Source organism: Chryseobacterium sp. L12 (genome assembly GCF_056133985.1).
On record NZ_JBVYOF010000007.1, the window covers coordinates 14,979 to 32,386 of the forward strand.

The window sequence follows — 17,408 nt, forward strand, 5'->3', positions numbered from 1 at the left end:
TTTATTTATTTGTGTTAATGATTAACTGAAAAGTAGTTCCGGAATCACTGCTTTGCGCCAAAACAATTTGTGCATTGATCAATTCTGCCGCTTTTTTGGCTTTTAATAAGCCGATTCCGATACCTTTTACATTGTATATGCGGTTAATTCTGATATAAGATTTAAAAATATTTTCACGATCAGCTTCGTTGATTCCGACTCCGTTATCGGTAAAATTAATCGTCAAATTGTTTTTATTGATACTATAAATTATTTTTAAAGATTTAATTTGACTTTTGTTATGATAGTAAGCATTTTCTGCAATAATAGTGGTGATTTTATTTAACAACAAAACATCTGTTTTAAGAATGACTTCCTGACTATCTATAAAATACTCAAAATCAGATTTGTTTTTTTTGAAATCTTCCAAACTCTCAGTCAGAATTTTTGTCAAATTATGACTTTTCTTTTGTGGTACAGTGAGGATGATTTTGTTATAATCAAACATATTATTGATAAATTTCTCTTCCTGATCAATGTTTTTTTTAATGACAGAGAAATAGGGTTTCAGCTCCTCGTAAGATTTATTTTCATCAATTCCCTGTTCTATTTTCCCTATAAACGTATTGAAAACATGAATGGGAGACTTTAAAAAATGGCTGGACGCTTCACTAAAAAGAAGGTAATCTTCCGATTGATTTTTCAGTTTAGTTTTTGCTTCTTTGAGTGTTTTATTAAGTTTAATTAATCTTTTCATTTTAAGGCGCATATAATACGCATACATAAAAAGCAGCCCGAGAATAAAATTAACATGAACAGCCAACACAATAATGGTGGTTTTCTCATGATTTTTGTCCTGATAAAGATGAGGTATGTATTGACTTAACGAAGTGTTTTCGATGATTAATAAAGAAAAAGACAAAAAATTGATGAGCAATAAATATTTAAGCTCTTTGGTATTAAAAACAATCGCAGAGCCAATAATCACAGGAATATAATAGTAGGAAAGATAAGGATGGGAAAAATAACAGGATGTCACAAAAATAATCGCATTGTAATAGGTAAAAATAAATAATTTGGAGAGCAGATATTTCCTTTTATAATTAACATAATATATCAACACAGGAACAGGTAGTAACAATAAAGAATAAACTGCACTGTTGTAAACTCCAACAAAAAGGTAAAGAAACGTAGCAAGAAACTGATTCAAAAGACAACTGAAATTGAGAATATTAAAGAAAATAATCTTCACATTGGTTTCCTCAGAGTTACTCTTATGAAAGCCTATGTACATTAATCTCGCCATCTTGATTAAAAAATAATATTTAATGCGGCTAATTTTCATTGGTAAAACATAGTTTAAAGATGGAACCCTTGTCTTTACTGCTATAATGTAAATCCAGTGTTGCATTTATCTTAAAGGCGGCAAATTTTGAGATCGTTAATCCCAAACCGCTTCCCGCAGAAGTTTCGATTTCATTAATTCTGTTGAAAGGATCGAATATTTTTTGTGCATAATCCTTACTGATACCAATACCGTTATCTTCAAAAAAAATAGATAAAACAGTTTTCTCTGTTTTAGCATAAATTTTTATTTCCGGTACTTCAGAAACATTGTACTTCAAAGCATTCTCTACCATATTCTGAATAATAATTTCTAAAAGTAAAGGATTAGAAATAATCGCCATATCTTCAACTAGGTTAATGATTCTGGCATCTTTGTATTTTATTTTGTAGATTTCGTAACACCTTTCAATAAACTGTCGAAGGTTGATCACTTCAGAATTTCTGACAGTATTATAGATAGACAGATACGAAATTAAATCGTTAGAATATTTCTCATTGAGCTGATTGCTTTCTTTAATAAGCCGAAAATAATAGTCGTGCAGGTGTCCTGTTCTATTATGTACATTGTCTTCAATTTTATTTAAAAAACTGTTAATAATAAACAAAGGTGTTTTGAGAGAATGAGTTGCCGCCAAGCCAAAAGTCTGCAATTCATTATTCTGTACTTTAAGCGTTTTTTTCACCAAAAAAAGTTTAGCTTTCAATTTTTTCAGCTTTCGTTCCTGAATATCTACAATGAAAACAATTAAAAAAACAAGACAAAGAAGAAATATACTCATCGCTAAAAGAAAAATTACATTCAGTAGTTCTTTTTTTTCTGGAGAAAGGATATTAAAATTTACCGAAAACAAACGATCAGGATAAAGTGCCTGAATAAAAAACAAAGAGATAAGCTGTATAATGAAAAATAGCATGTAATGTCCTTCTTTCGCAGAAAATATAAACAGGCATACAATAATCGGAATCGTGTAATAATGCGTTAAGGTAATAGGATAACCATAAAAAACGCCACAAAGAAACAAATAGACAATAATTCCCTGTAAACCAAAAACTTTCGCTAAAAGAAAATATCCTTTTTTCAAAAAATTTTTATTGAGAAAATAAATAATGAAAATTATACAGTTTAAAACAACCATCCAATAAAAACCATACATCAAATAAACTGCGGTTACAAGTATGGTCAAAAAATATATAGAAATAGAAATAGCATTCAGAATTTGTATTTTGTTTTTCTCTGCAATACTGTTATACTTGTGAGATCCGTTATTAATAATACGGAGTAAGTGTATTTTATTGAAAAAAGGAATCATTTGTGAAATTAACAATAGATTAAAGATAAGCAATATTTTGCAGTCTGCTGATTAATTAAAAAAAGCGGGGAACATATAAGCTCCCCGATAACACAAAATGATAAAAAAACTTAATTTTTTTATGCCCCCAAAGTTGATGTTTTCACATGAAAAATGATTTACACTTTTGGAGAAATCAAAATGCACTTTGGTGTAAAAAGCTTGATTAATTCGGAGATAGAATTATCATTTTATCTATACATTCCAAAACTCCCGATCCAGACTTCTGTACTGTATTGCTTCAGAAATATGATGTGATAAAATATTTTCAGATTCTTCCAGATCAGCAATTGTACGGGCAACTTTTAAAATTCTGTCATACGCTCTTGCAGAAAGATTTAGTTTTTCCATTGCCATTTTGATGAGGTTAAAAGAAGCATCATCCAGTTCACAAAACTGCTCCAGTTCTCTTGATCCAATTTGAGCATTATAGCTGATTGACAGATTTTTATATCGTTCATTCTGAATCTCACGGGCTTTTAAAACACGCTTTCTGATATCTTCACTTTTCTCGCCCTTTCTTTTTTCGGCTAATTGTTCAAATTCTACTTTCTGTACTTCTACATGAATATCAATTCGGTCTAAAAGCGGTCCCGAAAGCTTATTCATATACCGCTGCATTTCAAAAACTGAAGAAGTATTATTCGGATCGTCAGGAAAATATCCGCTCGGACTTGGGTTCATAGAAGCAACCAGCATAAAGCTTGAAGGATAATTTACCGTAAATCTCGCTCTTGAGATCGTAACTTCACGATCTTCCAAAGGCTGTCGCATCACCTCCAAAACAGTTCGTTTAAACTCGGGCATTTCATCTAAAAACAAAACTCCGTTATGCGCGAGAGAAATTTCGCCTGGTTGAGGATAACTTCCACCACCAACTAAAGCAACATCTGAAATAGTATGATGTGGTGACCGGAACGGACGAACCGTCATTAAAGATGTTTCCGTTCCCATTTTTCCGGCAACAGAATGTATTTTGGTGGTTTCTAAAGCTTCCTTTAAAGTAAGGGGAGGCAAAATACTGGGAACTCTTTTTGCGAGCATTGTTTTTCCGCTTCCGGGTGGTCCGATGAGGATAATATTATGTCCTCCTGCTGCGGCAACTTCCATGGCACGCTTTGCGGTTTCCTGACCTTTTACTTCAGAAAAATCAAAAGGAAACTGATTTATTTTTTCCTGAAATTCTTTTCGAGTGTCCAGAACTACTTTTTCAATAGGCTTTCCTTCATTAAAAAAATCAATGACTTCCTTGATGTTTTCAACACCGTACACATCAAGATTATTCACAATGGCGGCTTCCCGTGTATTTTGTTTTGGTAAAATAATTCCTTTAAAACCTTCTTCACGAGCCTGAATGGCAATTGGCAGAACTCCTTTTATAGGCTGCAGACTTCCGTCTAAGGAAAGCTCGCCCATAATGATATAATCATTGATATCATCTGCTGTAATCTGGTCTGAAGCTACCAAAATCCCCATAGCAATGCTAAGATCATACGCAGCTCCTTCTTTCCGGAGATCCGCAGGAGCCATATTGATCGTAATTTTTTTACCGGGAATTTTATAGCCTACGTTTTTAAGAGCCGCAGAAATTCTGTAACTGCTTTCTTTAATCGCGTTATCAGGTAAACCTACAAGGTGATAACCAACGCCGCCTGTATCAACATTTACTTCAATAGTAATGGTCTGAGCTGACACTCCAAAGATGGCACTTCCGTAAATTTTTATCAACATCTGTATGTGTTTTGAGTAAAATTATAAAAAATTCTTTTTCAAAGTTGATATTTTAAAATTTTTTGTATCTATTTTGATACTTTTGTTATCCAAGTAATTCATTCATATGAAAGTAAAACCTGAAATTTCCTGGACAGATTTTGAAAAAATTGATATACGATGCGGAACTATTATTTCTGTTCATGATTTTGAAAAAGCAAGAAACCCTTCTTATCAGCTTGAAATTGATTTTGGCAATTTAGGCATAAAAAAATCTGCAGCACAGATTACAAGTTTGTATGCTAAAGAAGATTTAGTCGGAAAACAGATTTTAGCTGTGGTAAATTTTCCGAAAAAACAGATTGCCAACTTCTTCAGCGAATGTCTGGTTCTGGGAGTTTATGGTGAAAACCCAAAAGATATCACACTTATTTCTCCTTCAATGGCTGTTAAAAACGGTTTGATTGTTGGTTAAAAAAATTAATAACTAAAATAAACATATAATGATTCAGCATATTCCTTTAGAAAAAGTCTTATTTCTTGATATTGAGACCGTTCCGAATGCGGGAGCGTGGGAAGATTTATCTGAAACCGAACAAAAACTTTGGGATAAAAAAACAAGATTTCAGCGCAAAGACGAAATTTCGCCGGAAGATTTTTACGACAGAGCCGGAATTATGGCTGAGTTTGGAAAAATTATCTGCATCAGTATCGGAATGCTGGAGAAAAACGATACTTTAAAAATAAAAAGCTTCGAAGGACATGATGAAAAGAAAATTCTGATGGAATTTGGCGAGATCTTCAACAGACCCAGACTTCGTGACGTTATTCTATGTGCTCACAACGGAAAAGAATTTGACTTTCCCTGGATTGCAAGACGCTTTCTCATCAATGGAATAATGCCTCCTACTCCATTTCAGATGTTTGGAAAAAAACCATGGGAAATTCCACATATCGATACGATGGAATTATGGAAATTCGGAGATTATAAAAGCTATGTTTCACTTGAATTGCTGGCTCACGTTTTTGGAATCCCAACCCCGAAAGACGACATTGACGGATCAATGGTTTCATCAATTTACTACATAGAAAAAGACTTGCCCAGAATAGTTGACTATTGTGAAAAAGATGTCTTAACTTTGGCAAACATTTTCAGACGGATGCGTCAGGAAGATTTATTGCAAAGAAATTTGAATTTAGATTAAATTAAAAAATGAAATTTACAGACGATCAGATCGCAGATATAGGAGAAGAAATCATCAGAGTACTGAAAACCGTTTACGACCCGGAAATTCCGGTGGATATTTATGAGTTGGGATTAATATATGATGTTCAGATTTCGGAAGAAGCCGATGTGAAAATCATCATGACTTTAACTACACCGAATTGTCCGGTTGCCGAAACTCTGCCACAGGAAGTAAAAGACAAGGTAAAAGCCGTGGAAAACGTAAACGAAGTGGATCTGGAGCTTACCTTTGAACCAAGCTGGAACAAAGATATGATGAGTGAAGAAGCAAAATTTGAGCTTGGAATGCTTTAAAGAATGGAAGATGGAAGCGGGGCGCTGGAAGTTTTAGTGTCCGTGAATATCATCATTTGTCAAAAAATATAAGAGTTGTCAATTTTTGGCAGCTTTTTTTATTTAAATTTATTTGAACCATTAAGGTTTTAAATTGATAAGAATATTAAGTCTGATTTCTATCTTAAGCCTAAATTCAAATTTCTGTAGCAATCTCTTTCCCTTCTCTTCTGCTCCATTCGCTCCAAGAGCCGATATACAAATTTGGAATTTTAAATCCCGCATAAACTAAAGCTAAGATTGTATGACAGGCTGTAACTCCGGAACCGCAATGAATTATTAATTTCTTCGGCTTATTTTCTAAAAAATTTAAATATTTTTCTTTTAAAATTTGAGGTGAAAGAAAATTTCCGTTATCATCAAGGTTTTCAGAAAAAGGAATATTTATCGCTCTCGGAATATGACCAGCAATCAAATCAATCGGTTCAGACTCACCTCGGTAACGATACGCATCTCTTACGTCAATTACTGTTGAAGAATAGTTTGTTATTTCATTTTCAACATCTTCCAAAGCCGATAAAGGAAGAAGCCAATTTTCAGTTTTACTTAATTCAGATTTTTGGAAAGTTTCTTCTCCTGATGAAAATTTCAATCCTTCTTTTTCTGCATTTTGAATTCCGCCATCCAAAACCTGTACATTTTTCAATCCAAAAGATTTCAGCATCCACCAAGCTCTGGATGCGGCATTTGCTCCATTTTTATCATCATAAATTACAACATGAGAGTTTTCCGAAATTCCTAAACAGGAAACAGTTTCGGCAAATTTTTTAATACTCGGAAGCGGATGCCGTCCTCCGAAAGCTGCGTCTTCACCAATTTCTGCCAAATCTTTATCCAGATCTATAAATCTTGCTCCTTTGATATGCCCGATGAGATAGTTCTGATAAGCGTCTTTCCCCGCTCTTGCGTCAAGAATAATAAGGTCTTCGGTAAAAAGATTTTTTAATTGTTTTGATGTAATAATTGGTATCATATTTAAAAAATAAAATTAAAAAACCGCAGAAATTCTGCGGCAATTATTTATTGATAAATGAAAATCATTGTCTGTACCAATTCCGGATGGAGGCTTCTTGCAACCGGACAATTATGAGCGGTTTCTTCGATAAACGCTTTTTCTTTATCTGAATAGGTATCTGAAAAAACAAAATTACAAACGATTTCCCCAATTCTTCTCGGTTCGGTTTTCATAATTTTCTGAAGAGTACAGTACGCTCCGTCAATATTGATCCCTTTATCTTTTCCCAGAATCGCAATGGTAGTCAGCGCGCATTCAGCTAAAGAAGTGGCACAAAGATCAGTTGGCGAAAACTTTTCACCTTTTCCGTGGTTATCTGTTGGCGCATCACTTTCGATAATGGTTCCCGATTGCAAATGTTCTGCTGAACATCTGAGTCCGCCCATGTATGTTATTTTTGAGGTCATAAATTTTAATTAAAAATTACAGAGAAAGAGTTTTAAAAATGAAAAATATCTTTCGCTTTGTTATAAGAACTTTCGAAGTTCAGTAAATTCAATTTGTGTTCCGCTTTTTCAACGCTCATGAAATTAATAACCTGTTCGGTCGGCATATTTCCCACCAAATCATCTTTTGCCATCGGACAACCGCCAATTCCTTTGATTGCTGAATCAAATCTTCTACAGCCCTTATCATAAGCTGCTTTAAGTTTAGAATAAGAATCTTCATATCGGTTATGAAAATGCGCTCCGAAATCAATATTGGGATATTTTGCAGGAAGCTTTTCAAATAAAACAGAGATGGTTTCTGTAGTCGCAACTCCCGTAGTATCAGACAATAAAATGTTTTTAATTCCGATTTCAGAAAAACGGTTTGCCCAAAAATCGACATCTTCCCATTTCCAAAATTCTCCGTATGGATTTCCAAACGCCATCGAAAAATAAAGATTGAACTCTTTACCTTCACTTTTTGTAAGCTCAACCATTTTCACGACATCACTGAAAGCTTCTTCCTGGTTTTTATTGGTATTTCTGTGCTGAAAAGTCTCCGAAATAGAAAAAGGAAAACCCAGAATATCTATTGATTGATGTTTCAGTGCTTTTTCGGCTCCGCGATAATTCCCTATAATCGCAGAAACTTTGGTATTGGATAAAGATTTGTCAATATTTTCTGCAACCTCGGCAGAATCTGCCATTTGCGGGATTGCTTTTGGAGAAACAAAGCTCACACAATCAAGCACATCAAAGCCCACTTCCATGAGTGAATTGATGTAATCTATTTTTTTACTGGTCGGAATAAACTCATCCCAACCCTGCATTGCGTCTCTGGGACATTCGGTAAGAAACATTACTTTTGATTTTCTCAAATATAATAAAACTAAAACAATTCGTTTCCTCTGCAAAACAAAGCTGAAATTCTTTTGATAACCAATAATTTATAATGGATTTATACGTTTACTGCCTCATATTCAAATACAAAAAAGACGTTCACAGCATCAAATTTGCTAACTTTGTTAAAATTTTATACATCTAATGAGTACAATTGAATTCAACGAAATGTGGAGAGAAAAATTACTGAACCGTTTTCTCAGCTATGTAAAAATATATTCAACAAGTGACGCAGAAAGCGAAACCACTCCTTCTACAGAAAGACAGTGGGACATTGCCAATTATATTGTGGAAGAACTGAAAATGATTGGTCTGGAAGACGTTTCTATTGATGAACACGGTTATATTATGGCTTACGTTCCGTCAAATTTAGAAAGTGACAACCAGCCAACGATTGGATTTATTTCTCATTACGATACTTCACCGGATTTCAGTGGGGAAAACGTGAAACCTCAGGTTTGGGAAAATTATCAGGGAGAAGATTTAGTTTTAAATAAAGAAAGCAACTTTACGTTATCTCCTTCAAGATTTGAAAGTTTAAAAAAACACATCGGACAGACTTTAATTACAACTGACGGAAATACACTTCTCGGTGCAGATGACAAAGCCGGCTGTGCAGAAATTGTAACAGCAGCAGAATATTTAATCGCTCATCCGGAAATTAAGCACGGAAGAATGGCGCTTGGTTTCACTCCGGATGAAGAAATAGGAAGAGGTGCACACAAATTTGATGTAGCTAAATTCGGGGCAGAATTTGCTTATACGATGGATGGAAGCGAAGTGGGTGAGCTGGAATATGAAAACTTCAACGCTGCAGGAGCGGTGGTAAAAATCCACGGATTGAGCGTACATCCGGGTTACGCTTTCGGAAAAATGGTAAATGCAAGTCTTTTGGCGGCAGAATTTATTCAATCTCTTCCTGCGAACGAAACACCTTCTACAACAAAAGGTTTTGACGGTTTTTATCATTTGATGGATGTGACTTCTGACGTTTCCGAGTGTAAACTTCAATACATCATTCGTGATCATGACGACGAAAAATTTGAGGCAAGAAAAAAATTCATGGATCAGAAAGTTACTGAATTTAACGAAAAACACGGCGAAGGAACGGCAGAAGTTGAAATAAAGGAACAGTACCGCAACATGAAGCAGCAGTTTGAAGGAAAAATGCATATTGTTGACCTTGCTGCAAAAGCGATGAAAGAAGCGGGAATCGAACCGAAAATAAAAGCGATCAGAGGCGGAACAGACGGAGCGCAGTTATCCTATATGGGATTGCCTTGTCCGAATATTTTTGCAGGCGGAATGAATTTCCACGGACCTTATGAATATGTTGCTTTGGAAAGTATGGAAAAAGCAGTCGAAGTGATTGTGAATATTGTGAAAGCGTAAGGTTTTTATCTATATAAATGAAGTCCAGCTCATTTTTTGAGCTGGATTTTTTACGTTAGATTCTAAAAGTTCTCTTTTCTAAATTTAGTTTCAGGAATTTTTACAACATTTTTTAAGAATCTCTCCTCACAAGCTCCAAACTCTAAAAAGTTCTTTCTTCCCTCTTCTAAAGTCATGTGATTTGGATCACTATATCGAAGCAAATCATTACATCCATCATCTTCCCAAAAACAGACATCGCAGATTTCATATTGCCCTCTTTCTTCTATTGTAAAATATCCACAACAATAACATTGAACATTTAAATCATTATTATTTTCATCCATAAACTTAAAATTAAACAAAAAACCACTACAAAATGCAGTGGCTTTACAATATTTAAAATTAAATTTTAACCGTTTTGCTGATTTCCTAAAAAAGCATCCCAACCTTGAGCCGTCAAAGCTACCAATTGATTAGAACCTCTTGCCACCATAAAATTCCCGTCCTCTTTTTCAACAGCATGACCGATAATCGTAAAATCAGGATGATTTTTCATTTTATCAAAATCATTTGGAGAAATGGTGAATAATAATTCGTAATCTTCACCACCGCTTAAAGCTGCCATTACAGGATTTAGATTAAAATCATCAGCTGTTGTAATGGTAAGATTATCCATCGGGATTTTCTCCTCGTACAATCTGAAACCTACATTCGATTGATCTGAAAGGTGAAGAATCTCCGAAGCCAAACCATCTGAAATGTCAATCATAGAGGTTGGTTTGATATCCAATTGCTCCAAAATTCCTTTTACATCGGTTCTAGCTTCTGGTTTTAATTGTCTTTCCAGAATATAATCAAAACCTTCCATTTCCGGCTGCATATTCGGATTAGCTAAGAAAACAGCGTGTTCTCTTTCCAAAATCTGAAGTCCCATGTAAGCTCCGCCCAAATCTCCGCTCACTACAAGCAAATCGTTTGGTTTTGCACCGCTTCTTTTGACGATATTTTCTTCATTCTCGATTCCCACCGCCGTAATACTCATCACCAAACCTGCATTCGAACTTGTTGTATCGCCGCCAATTAAATCGACTTTATATCTTCCGCAAGCCGTCTGAATTCCGGCATACAGTTCTTCTAACGCTTCTACAGGAAAACGATTGGAAACTGCAAGAGACACTAAAATCTGCGTAGGTGTTGCATTCATTGCTGCAATATCACTAAGATTCACCACTACAGCTTTGTAGCCCAAATGTTTCAACGGAACATATCCTAAATTGAAATGAACACCTTCTGCCAGAACATCGGTCGTGAGAACCACTCTTTTATTTCCTGGATTGATAACCGCAGCATCATCTCCTACTCCCACCTCCGAAGATTCGTTGGATAAAGGAAAAAATTCCGTTAAGTGTTTTATCAATCCGAATTCTCCTAATTTTGAAATCGGTGTTAATTCCGGGTTTTTATCTTCAAACATATTTTATTTTTTATAGCTGATGTTGGAAGCAGGATGATGGATGTTTCACCAACTTCAAACATAAAACATTGAACTTTAAACATTGAAGTTTGCCGGATCAATATTTTCCGGGCGGAAAGGAAGTTTTTTAAAATCTTCTCTTGTTAAAACCATCGTTTCAGGAGATTTATATTTATTCATGGCTTCAACTACATCATCGGGCGGCGTTGTCATTTTTCTCAACATTGTATCGATCCAGACTCCGGTTGCTTCTGCAGTGGCGCAATGCTCTCCTGCTGGTGTATAAAACTTGTGTACAAAACGGTAAATAGAACAGTCTTCTGCACAGGCATCAATTTCCAGACTTACAATCACCGTCTGATCTGCAAATATTTCTTTAAAAAAAGAAAATCTTTCGTGCATGATTACAGGACCGATTCCCCATCGGCTCATTTGGGTAACTCCCATTTTTTCCTGTTTCATAAAAGCCATTCTGGTTTGCGCACAATACTGAACGTAAGATGAATTTGCTAAATGTTTATTCGCATCAAGATCGCTCCAGCGAACTTCAAAAGTATGATAAAAAGTCATTTTTAATAATAGTTTTATATTGAACTTCTTTTTAAACTAAAATATCAACTCCTGTTTGTCATTCACAAGCGACTGAGATTCCTACGGAATGACAAACTGAAAGAATACAAGAGTGTATATTTCTACAAAAAAGTTCAAAAATTATATTCCTCAAAATTACTCAAATAAGATGGTTTATAAAAATTGTAATTTTGCAAAAAATAATCTTCAGCATAAGATTAGAAATATATGAAGCAAATAATCATTATTGGAGGTGGAGCATCGGGTTTTTTCTGCGCTGCGAATCTGGACGAAAAGAAATATAAAATCACGATACTGGAACAGAATTCAGATGTTCTGCAGAAAGTAAAAATTTCCGGAGGCGGAAGATGCAATGTAAGTCATGCCTGTTTCGATCCTAGAGAACTGGTACAGTTTTACCCTCGCGGAAACAAAGAACTGCTCAGTGTTTTCACCAAATTTCAACCAGGAGATACGATGGAATGGTTTGAAAACCGAAAAGTTTCGTTGAAGATTGAAAACGACAACAGAGTATTCCCTGAAAGCAATTCTTCACAGACCATTATCAATACTTTACTGAATGAGATTCGACAGAAGAATGTAGAAGTAAAAACAAAATGTTCGGTAAAAGAAATTGAAAAACTGAATGGAAAATATTTAGTAAAAACCAGTTTAGGCGATTTTGAAACTGATTTTGTAATTTACACTACAGGAAGTTCCCCGAAATCCTTGAAAATGATTCAGAATTTAGGACATAAAATCATTGATTTAGTTCCTTCTCTTTTTACCTTTAATATTAAAGATGATTTGCTAAAAGATCTTGCAGGAACGAGCTTTGAAATGGCGGAAACCTCTATTCCCAAACTAAAAACTGAAGAAAGCGGACCATTATTAATTACGCATTGGGGACTTTCAGGACCTGCAATTCTTAAAATATCGGCTTGGGAAGCGATAAATTTGGCAAAAGTGAAATACAATTTTGAAATTGAAGTCAATTTCATTTCCAAAGACATTGATGAAGCAGGAGAACTATTTCAGAATTTTAAAATATCCAATCCTAAAAAAACAATCGGTCAGTCGAAAATTTTTGAGGTAACGAATCGTTTCTGGCAGAGAATATTAGAAGTTTCCAATATCAATTTAAACAAACAGGTTGCGCAAATTTCAGGAAAGGAAATGCAGACCATTCTGGAAAATTTATGCAAAAAGAAATTTAATGTAACCGGAAAATCGACTTTTAAAGATGAATTTGTAACTGCAGGCGGCGTAGATTTAAAGGAAATTAATTTTAAAAATATGTCTTCGAAAATTTTGCCTAACTTTTACGTTGCAGGAGAAGTTTTGAATATCGACGCAGTGACTGGTGGTTTTAATTTTCAGGCTTGCTGGAGTGAAGCTTGGCTTATTGCTCAGGATTTAAATAATTTAAACTAAAATATTATGAAAAAACTACTGATTTTTGCAGTATTAATGACCTCAATAAACATTTTTTCGCAAGAAGTTGCTTCGGCAAATCAGGAAAAAACAGATGTTAACAATACCATTTACGAAGATATTGCTGACAAAGCAGAATATCCCGGTGGAATCAATGCATTCAGAAATAACTTTGCACAGACTTTCAAAGCAGGAAAAGTGAATGGAAGAGGTCAGATAAAATCTGAAGTAAGATTTGTAGTAGATCAGCAAGGAATGATAACTGATATTACAACTATTGGAGAGAATAAATCAATGAATAAAGAAATGGAGCGTGCGATTAAAGCAATGTCTAAAACGAAATGGATTCCTGCAAAGATTGAAGGTCAACCTGTAAAATTCAGATTTAAACTTCCTATTACAATCAATCTCGAAAATTAAATTGTATTTAGTCAAAAGAACTATCTTAACTTTTCTAAAAATCCTTTTAATCATCGGGTTCGGATATTTTTTTTGGCTCATGCTGAAAATCACCTTAGAATATATTCCATTAAACACCAATGTCAGTTTTTTGATGATTAAACAAACCGAAGTTACCGAAAGACCGGAATATCTCTACTTTTTTTACACTCATATTTATACAAGTATCTTTATTTTGCTAACAGGTTTTTTAGCCATTCTCAGAAAAGATTTTGGACTGAAAAGCTTCCACAGAAACGCAGGAAAAATCTATATTTTCCTGATTCTTTTATTTGCTGCACCATCAGGAATTTACATGGGGATATTTGCTAATGGCGGATTTTTATCTAAAATTTCTTTCGTGATTTTAGGATGTTTGTGGTGGTTTTCGACTTATAAAGCATTTAGTTTAGCTCAACAAAAAAAATTCAAAGAACACAAACAGTGGATGTGGCGAAGTTTTGCGCTTACTATTTCTGCCATCACATTGAGAATGTGGAAGATAATTATCGTATATTTATTTCACCCAAATCCGATGGATGTTTACCAGATTATTGCCTGGCTCGGATGGATTCCAAATCTATTATTAATTGAATATTTAATCTCAAAAAAACACCTATGAAAATTTTAAAATTATCGTTAATTTCCTTATTTACAATCAGTTTAGTTGCCTGTAAAAAGGATACAAAAACAACAGATTCTTCCAAAGACAGTCTTACAGCAAAAAAGGATTCTGTAGTGATCCCAGAAATTTATAAAGAATATTACGGTATTTACACCGGAGAATTTGCCGGAAAAGGAATGATAACTTCAGAAGACGGTGAAGAATATGAAGGTGACGTTTATAAAAAAATTTCGCTGAAAATTAACCGAATTACCAAAGACAGCGTTTACGGACAAAGTATTGTTGACGGAAACCAGCGTCCTTTCAGGGGAGTTTTTAATGAAAGTTCAAACTCGTTTGTATTAGATGAACCCGGAAATGATAAAACCGACGGAAGATTTGAAGTAAAACTAAAAAGTGACAGCATTACCGGAAAATGGACCGCCTTTAACAAATCTGCCGTTAAAGCTCCTTCTAAAACCCTAAAACTGATTAAAAAAGAATTTGTCTACAATCCGAATTTTATACTGGATGAAAATTCTGATCTTATTGACTGGGAAAATCCTAAAAATTTTGTAGAAAAATATACTGATGAAAAAACCGGAAAAACAGAAACCTATACTTCTTCTAAAAACAGAGTGGCCTCTGATGCTGTTTTCAAAATTAATGCTTCGACACAAAAACTGAAAGAAAAAGACTTAAAAAACCTCCGAAAGCTCGATATGGAAATCATCAAAAATGCTGTTTTCGCAAGACACGGATATGCATTTAAAAAACAGACCTATCGTAGCTTTTTTGAACAGACCGATTGGTATATTCCAGTTTCCAATAATGTTGACAACGAACTTTCACCAATGGAAAAAGACAATGTCGCTTTACTGAACCGTTTTATAAAATATGCGGAAGACAAATATGATCAGTTCGGAAGATAATCTTTTATTTCTTTAATCTCACCAATAGATAAAGCAGTAAACATCCTGCAGCGTAACATGCAATATCTACCCAGGAAAAAGAATTTCCAATCACAATATACATCAGGCTTCCCGGTTGGAAGCCTAGTTTTTCGGCTATATTAAAATATTGAGCAAACTCAACAATACAGGAAAAAGCAAAAATTCCTACAATAAGTTTTGTGTCGTTTACCTTAAAAAAGCTTTTTACAAAAGTATAAAGCAATATCACTACGATTACATCTCCGAGATAAGCTCTGATGAAAAAATTATCTTTTAAGACGGTGGCAATTAAAACTTCTATTAGAAATATGAAAATAGCAGCCAGAAAATACCTATAGCTAAAGTGAAATGACAATTCTTTTTCCCGCATTTGATTTTATTTGTGTAGTATAAAAGTTGATGCTTCCAAATTTCGGCGACCAAAGGTCGCCGAAATTTTCAAAGTTTTATTTTTTTACTTTTATTGAACATCCGATAGCTACCGTTTTTGAAGTTTTCACTTCCTGTCCATTCACTAAGGCATTTACAGCATCCTGTACATATCGTTCAGAGACATCATCCGGATTTTCGTAATTGTTATCAATTGCACCAATGTATTTTACAATATTTCTCTCACCATCTTTTTGCAACACAAAAACATGAGGCGTTTTTGTAGCTCCATATTGAGGAAAAATCTCCTGCTTTTCATCAATAAGATAAGGAAAAGTAAAGCCTTTTTCTTTGGCTCTTTCTATCATTTTTTGGTAGCTGTCTTCAGGCTGTATTTTAGGATCATTAGGATTAATCGCAATGACAGGATAACCCATTTCTTTAAACATTTTATCAAGTTCAATAATTCTTTCTTCGTACTTTTTGGCATAAGGACAATGATTACAGGTAAAAATCACAATAAAGCCTTTTGTATCAGAAAAATCACTTAACGAAACCATATTTCCGTCTATATTTTTCAGACTGAAATCGGTCGCTATATCTCCAACCTGATACCCACTCTTTTCAGTTGAATTTTGTTTAGCCTCCTTCTTCGAAGGTTTTTGGGCAAGACACACACAGCTGAACCCCAGAAAAGTTATCAGCATTATTAAAGCTTTCAAGTTTTTCATATTTTTTATTTAATTTAAATTTTTTTCAATAATACTTTCCAATTCCTGTTTTGACATTTCTCCATCGTTGAAATGGATTTTTTCTGAATGTTTATAGATGATGGTCACGGGAATATTGCCTTCCCATTTTTCTTCAAAAGCAGGAATCCAGGTATTCATTCTTTTAATATCATCTAAAATGACAACTTCGGCTGTCAGATTTTTATTTTCAATAAATTTCACAACCTTTTCTTTATCTTTTGCTCTGTCCAGAGAGACCAAAAGCATTTTGAAATTCTTTTTACCGCTGAATTTATTATTAATTTCCATGAAATCCGGAAGCTCTTTTACACACGGAGCACAAGTTGTCGACCAAAAATTAAGAACCAGCAGAACATTTTTATTTTCTTTGATTTTGTCCCGAAGAAGTTCATACTGAATAAGCGCAACATCACCAGTGATTTTTTTATTTTGTGAAAACAAAAAAGAACTGCTGCAGAAAAATATGATTAAAACAAGTAATTTCTTCATACTCAAAATTAAGCAATTGTTTCTAATATAATGGAACAAATTTTGTTGAACAACTTTTAAACACAGATATAAATATTTTAATATTATGAAAAAACTTTTTCAGCTTTTAGCATTCTCCTTTAGTGCTTTATATCTTGCACAAACAGCCGACTCTTCTAAAGTAAGCGAAACGGGTACGCAAAAAAATCAACCAACCATCAGTCTTTCCGATATTCCTGATCTTGAATTTGTAAAAACAAAATTAGACCTGAAAGGAGTTGTTACGAAAGCAGATGAACTACCGGAATTTCCCGGAGGAATGAAAGCTTTTCACAAAAAATATTTCGAAAATATTCAGACTTTAGATTTAAAGCATAAAGAAAAAATAGACACCAGATTATATTTCATTGTTGAAAAAAACGGTTATGTGAGAAATGTAACAGCAGCAGGAACCAATAAAAAACACGCCAAGGAAGCAGAATTGGGAATGAGAAGAATATTTGAACGGTGGAAACCGGCAAAACTGAATGGCGAGCCTGTAAGATATTTGTTTTATTTTCCTTTGATTTCAAAAAAATATTAGAATTTTAATTTTTATATTTATTGAATATCCTCAATTAATCATAATCCTGTACTATTAGCAATAACGAGCCTTTCAAAGAGTC

Annotated in this window: 21 protein-coding genes; 9 read left to right on the plus strand and 12 right to left on the minus strand. The window is 34.1% G+C overall.

What is annotated here, in order from left to right:
* Position 1: 1 nt before the first annotated feature.
* The 3 genes from AC0NBN_RS04820 to AC0NBN_RS04830 all read right to left on the minus strand — a co-directional run bounded on the left by AC0NBN_RS04820 (position 2) and on the right by AC0NBN_RS04830 (position 4,406).
* Complete coding sequence (locus AC0NBN_RS04820) at positions 2–1,324, minus strand: sensor histidine kinase (RefSeq protein WP_160813459.1); 1,323 nt, start codon at positions 1,322–1,324, stop codon at positions 2–4.
* Positions 1,314–2,408, minus strand: a complete 1,095-nt coding sequence (locus AC0NBN_RS04825; RefSeq protein ID WP_160813461.1) for a sensor histidine kinase — start codon at positions 2,406–2,408, stop codon at positions 1,314–1,316. Before AC0NBN_RS04825 ends, AC0NBN_RS04820 begins: the two co-directional genes overlap by 11 nt.
* A gap of 462 nt (positions 2,409–2,870) precedes the next feature.
* Positions 2,871–4,406: a YifB family Mg chelatase-like AAA ATPase gene (locus AC0NBN_RS04830; RefSeq protein ID WP_160813463.1), complete on the minus strand. Its 1,536-nt coding sequence runs from the start codon at positions 4,404–4,406 to the stop codon at positions 2,871–2,873.
* Between the two features lie 106 nt (positions 4,407–4,512).
* Here AC0NBN_RS04830 and AC0NBN_RS04835 point away from each other — a divergent pair, with 106 nt between their 5' ends.
* From AC0NBN_RS04835 to AC0NBN_RS04845, 3 genes are read left to right on the plus strand one after another with little or no spacing between them, the layout of a single operon-like run.
* Positions 4,513–4,860, plus strand: a complete 348-nt coding sequence (locus AC0NBN_RS04835; protein WP_160813465.1) for a tRNA-binding protein — start codon at positions 4,513–4,515, stop codon at positions 4,858–4,860.
* Positions 4,861–4,888: 28 nt separating this feature from the next.
* Positions 4,889–5,590 carry a 3'-5' exonuclease gene (locus AC0NBN_RS04840; RefSeq protein WP_160813467.1) on the plus strand — a complete coding sequence of 234 codons (702 nt, stop codon included), beginning with the start codon at positions 4,889–4,891 and terminating at the stop codon, positions 5,588–5,590.
* 8 nt (positions 5,591–5,598) lie between these two features.
* A complete protein-coding gene (locus AC0NBN_RS04845) occupies positions 5,599–5,925 on the plus strand; it encodes an SUF system Fe-S cluster assembly protein (RefSeq protein WP_143882924.1) in 327 nt (108 codons plus the stop codon).
* A gap of 175 nt (positions 5,926–6,100) precedes the next feature.
* Here the strand turns inward: AC0NBN_RS04845 and AC0NBN_RS04850 are convergent, their stop codons facing one another.
* Genes AC0NBN_RS04850 through AC0NBN_RS04860 form a run of 3 tightly spaced genes read right to left on the minus strand, consistent with a single transcriptional unit; the run spans position 6,101 to position 8,267 of the window.
* A complete protein-coding gene (locus AC0NBN_RS04850; RefSeq protein ID WP_160813469.1) occupies positions 6,101–6,937 on the minus strand; it encodes a sulfurtransferase in 837 nt (278 codons plus the stop codon).
* Between the two features lie 47 nt (positions 6,938–6,984).
* Positions 6,985–7,386 carry an OsmC family protein gene (locus AC0NBN_RS04855; RefSeq protein WP_160813471.1) on the minus strand — a complete coding sequence of 134 codons (402 nt, stop codon included), beginning with the start codon at positions 7,384–7,386 and terminating at the stop codon, positions 6,985–6,987.
* Positions 7,387–7,418: 32 nt separating this feature from the next.
* Positions 7,419–8,267 (minus strand): hydroxymethylglutaryl-CoA lyase, encoded by an 849-nt coding sequence (locus tag AC0NBN_RS04860; protein ID WP_160813490.1) that lies wholly within the window; start codon positions 8,265–8,267, stop codon positions 7,419–7,421.
* 184 nt (positions 8,268–8,451) lie between these two features.
* Between AC0NBN_RS04860 and pepT the strand changes: the two genes are divergently transcribed.
* The gene (gene pepT, locus AC0NBN_RS04865) at positions 8,452–9,699 is read left to right on the plus strand and encodes a peptidase T (protein ID WP_160813473.1); all 1,248 of its coding nucleotides are present in this window, start codon (positions 8,452–8,454) and stop codon (positions 9,697–9,699) included.
* Between the two features lie 62 nt (positions 9,700–9,761).
* Here the strand turns inward: pepT and AC0NBN_RS04870 are convergent, their stop codons facing one another.
* From AC0NBN_RS04870 to AC0NBN_RS04880, 3 genes are all read right to left on the minus strand, one after another.
* Complete coding sequence (locus AC0NBN_RS04870; protein ID WP_160813475.1) at positions 9,762–10,025, minus strand: CPCC family cysteine-rich protein; 264 nt, start codon at positions 10,023–10,025, stop codon at positions 9,762–9,764.
* Positions 10,026–10,090: 65 nt separating this feature from the next.
* Positions 10,091–11,155: a thiamine-phosphate kinase gene (thiL, locus tag AC0NBN_RS04875; RefSeq protein ID WP_160813477.1), complete on the minus strand. Its 1,065-nt coding sequence runs from the start codon at positions 11,153–11,155 to the stop codon at positions 10,091–10,093.
* A gap of 75 nt (positions 11,156–11,230) precedes the next feature.
* On the minus strand, positions 11,231–11,725 hold the full coding sequence (locus tag AC0NBN_RS04880; protein ID WP_160813479.1) for an acyl-CoA thioesterase: 495 nt from the start codon (positions 11,723–11,725) through the stop codon (positions 11,231–11,233).
* A gap of 228 nt (positions 11,726–11,953) precedes the next feature.
* Here AC0NBN_RS04880 and AC0NBN_RS04885 point away from each other — a divergent pair, with 228 nt between their 5' ends.
* The 4 genes from AC0NBN_RS04885 (at position 11,954) to AC0NBN_RS04900 (ending at position 15,133) form a co-directional block, all read left to right on the plus strand.
* Positions 11,954–13,159, plus strand: coding sequence for a BaiN/RdsA family NAD(P)/FAD-dependent oxidoreductase (locus AC0NBN_RS04885; protein WP_143882932.1), 1,206 nt, complete (start codon positions 11,954–11,956; stop codon positions 13,157–13,159).
* Between the two features lie 6 nt (positions 13,160–13,165).
* Positions 13,166–13,579 carry an energy transducer TonB gene (locus AC0NBN_RS04890; RefSeq protein ID WP_143882933.1) on the plus strand — a complete coding sequence of 138 codons (414 nt, stop codon included), beginning with the start codon at positions 13,166–13,168 and terminating at the stop codon, positions 13,577–13,579.
* A gap of 133 nt (positions 13,580–13,712) precedes the next feature.
* A complete protein-coding gene (locus tag AC0NBN_RS04895) occupies positions 13,713–14,219 on the plus strand; it encodes a DUF2306 domain-containing protein (protein ID WP_474467297.1) in 507 nt (168 codons plus the stop codon).
* Positions 14,216–15,133 carry a YARHG domain-containing protein gene (locus tag AC0NBN_RS04900; RefSeq protein WP_160813483.1) on the plus strand — a complete coding sequence of 306 codons (918 nt, stop codon included), beginning with the start codon at positions 14,216–14,218 and terminating at the stop codon, positions 15,131–15,133. Before AC0NBN_RS04895 ends, AC0NBN_RS04900 begins: the two co-directional genes overlap by 4 nt.
* A gap of 4 nt (positions 15,134–15,137) precedes the next feature.
* Here AC0NBN_RS04900 and AC0NBN_RS04905 read toward each other — a convergent pair whose 3' ends face one another.
* The 3 genes from AC0NBN_RS04905 to AC0NBN_RS04915 form a co-directional block, all read right to left on the minus strand.
* Positions 15,138–15,524 carry a ribosomal maturation YjgA family protein gene (locus AC0NBN_RS04905; protein WP_160813485.1) on the minus strand — a complete coding sequence of 129 codons (387 nt, stop codon included), beginning with the start codon at positions 15,522–15,524 and terminating at the stop codon, positions 15,138–15,140.
* 76 nt (positions 15,525–15,600) lie between these two features.
* A complete protein-coding gene (locus AC0NBN_RS04910; protein WP_160813486.1) occupies positions 15,601–16,254 on the minus strand; it encodes a thioredoxin family protein in 654 nt (217 codons plus the stop codon).
* Between the two features lie 9 nt (positions 16,255–16,263).
* Positions 16,264–16,764: a TlpA family protein disulfide reductase gene (locus AC0NBN_RS04915; protein WP_160813488.1), complete on the minus strand. Its 501-nt coding sequence runs from the start codon at positions 16,762–16,764 to the stop codon at positions 16,264–16,266.
* An 85-nt stretch (positions 16,765–16,849) separates the two neighbouring features.
* Here AC0NBN_RS04915 and AC0NBN_RS04920 point away from each other — a divergent pair, with 85 nt between their 5' ends.
* A complete protein-coding gene (locus tag AC0NBN_RS04920) occupies positions 16,850–17,326 on the plus strand; it encodes an energy transducer TonB (protein ID WP_143882938.1) in 477 nt (158 codons plus the stop codon).
* Positions 17,327–17,408 lie beyond the last annotated feature (82 nt).

Coding starts and splice junctions, on each gene's coding strand:
- thiL (WP_160813477.1), bottom strand. CDS start 11,155: ATGTTTGAAGATAAAAACCCGGAATTAACACCGATTTCAAAATTAGGA.
- AC0NBN_RS04870 (WP_160813475.1), bottom strand. CDS start 10,025: ATGGATGAAAATAATAATGATTTAAATGTTCAATGTTATTGTTGTGGA.
- AC0NBN_RS04820 (WP_160813459.1), bottom strand. CDS start 1,324: ATGAAAATTAGCCGCATTAAATATTATTTTTTAATCAAGATGGCGAGA.
- AC0NBN_RS04900 (WP_160813483.1), top strand. CDS start 14,216: ATGAAAATTTTAAAATTATCGTTAATTTCCTTATTTACAATCAGTTTA.
- AC0NBN_RS04830 (WP_160813463.1), bottom strand. CDS start 4,406: ATGTTGATAAAAATTTACGGAAGTGCCATCTTTGGAGTGTCAGCTCAG.
- AC0NBN_RS04860 (WP_160813490.1), bottom strand. CDS start 8,267: ATGTTTCTTACCGAATGTCCCAGAGACGCAATGCAGGGTTGGGATGAG.
- AC0NBN_RS04880 (WP_160813479.1), bottom strand. CDS start 11,725: ATGACTTTTTATCATACTTTTGAAGTTCGCTGGAGCGATCTTGATGCG.
- AC0NBN_RS04840 (WP_160813467.1), top strand. CDS start 4,889: ATGATTCAGCATATTCCTTTAGAAAAAGTCTTATTTCTTGATATTGAG.
- AC0NBN_RS04850 (WP_160813469.1), bottom strand. CDS start 6,937: ATGATACCAATTATTACATCAAAACAATTAAAAAATCTTTTTACCGAA.
- pepT (WP_160813473.1), top strand. CDS start 8,452: ATGAGTACAATTGAATTCAACGAAATGTGGAGAGAAAAATTACTGAAC.
- AC0NBN_RS04905 (WP_160813485.1), bottom strand. CDS start 15,524: ATGCGGGAAAAAGAATTGTCATTTCACTTTAGCTATAGGTATTTTCTG.
- AC0NBN_RS04835 (WP_160813465.1), top strand. CDS start 4,513: ATGAAAGTAAAACCTGAAATTTCCTGGACAGATTTTGAAAAAATTGAT.
- AC0NBN_RS04910 (WP_160813486.1), bottom strand. CDS start 16,254: ATGAAAAACTTGAAAGCTTTAATAATGCTGATAACTTTTCTGGGGTTC.
- AC0NBN_RS04845 (WP_143882924.1), top strand. CDS start 5,599: ATGAAATTTACAGACGATCAGATCGCAGATATAGGAGAAGAAATCATC.
- AC0NBN_RS04920 (WP_143882938.1), top strand. CDS start 16,850: ATGAAAAAACTTTTTCAGCTTTTAGCATTCTCCTTTAGTGCTTTATAT.
- AC0NBN_RS04855 (WP_160813471.1), bottom strand. CDS start 7,386: ATGACCTCAAAAATAACATACATGGGCGGACTCAGATGTTCAGCAGAA.
- AC0NBN_RS04890 (WP_143882933.1), top strand. CDS start 13,166: ATGAAAAAACTACTGATTTTTGCAGTATTAATGACCTCAATAAACATT.
- AC0NBN_RS04915 (WP_160813488.1), bottom strand. CDS start 16,764: ATGAAGAAATTACTTGTTTTAATCATATTTTTCTGCAGCAGTTCTTTT.
- AC0NBN_RS04885 (WP_143882932.1), top strand. CDS start 11,954: ATGAAGCAAATAATCATTATTGGAGGTGGAGCATCGGGTTTTTTCTGC.
- AC0NBN_RS04895 (WP_474467297.1), top strand. CDS start 13,713: ATGATTAAACAAACCGAAGTTACCGAAAGACCGGAATATCTCTACTTT.